Below are 334 nucleotides of genomic sequence, written 5' to 3'. Positions count from 1 at the left end.
TAGCTTTTTTCCCTTTAGCGTTTGTTAAATAACGTCCTACTGTTTCATAACCAGCTGCGACTAATGTTTTTGCTCGTTCAGGAGTAACTTCTGTAATACAATCACAAGCTTTACCTTGACGTTCTGGATCTCCTGTACTTACTAATAAAGAAGCCCATGTTTGAAAATCTGAAACGCCAGTTGCTTTCAATAACGAAAAGTTTTGGAATTGTTTTAATTGTGTAGCTACAAATGCTGAATAATTACCGTCAAAGGGTACATCGTGACCATTGAAAATAAGGGCAGCTTGGAATAGGTACACAAAAGGACCTGTTGAACCTTCTTTTAATACGAC

The 334-nt window shown here is 37.1% G+C and carries 1 protein-coding gene; it reads right to left on the bottom strand.

Annotated elements, in window-relative coordinates:
• Nucleotides 1-334, bottom strand: a 334-nt coding sequence (locus tag JDS96_RS30925) for a peptidoglycan-binding protein (RefSeq protein WP_199669140.1), incomplete at both ends; no start/stop codon positions are given.

The organism is Bacillus cereus group sp. N21 (assembly GCF_016483395.1).
In the GTDB taxonomy this organism is placed as follows: Bacteria; Bacillota; Bacilli; order Bacillales; family Bacillaceae_G; genus Bacillus_A; species Bacillus_A pseudomycoides.
Note: the sequence above shows the minus strand (reverse complement) of the source record. Positions and strands in the feature narration are given on the sequence as shown.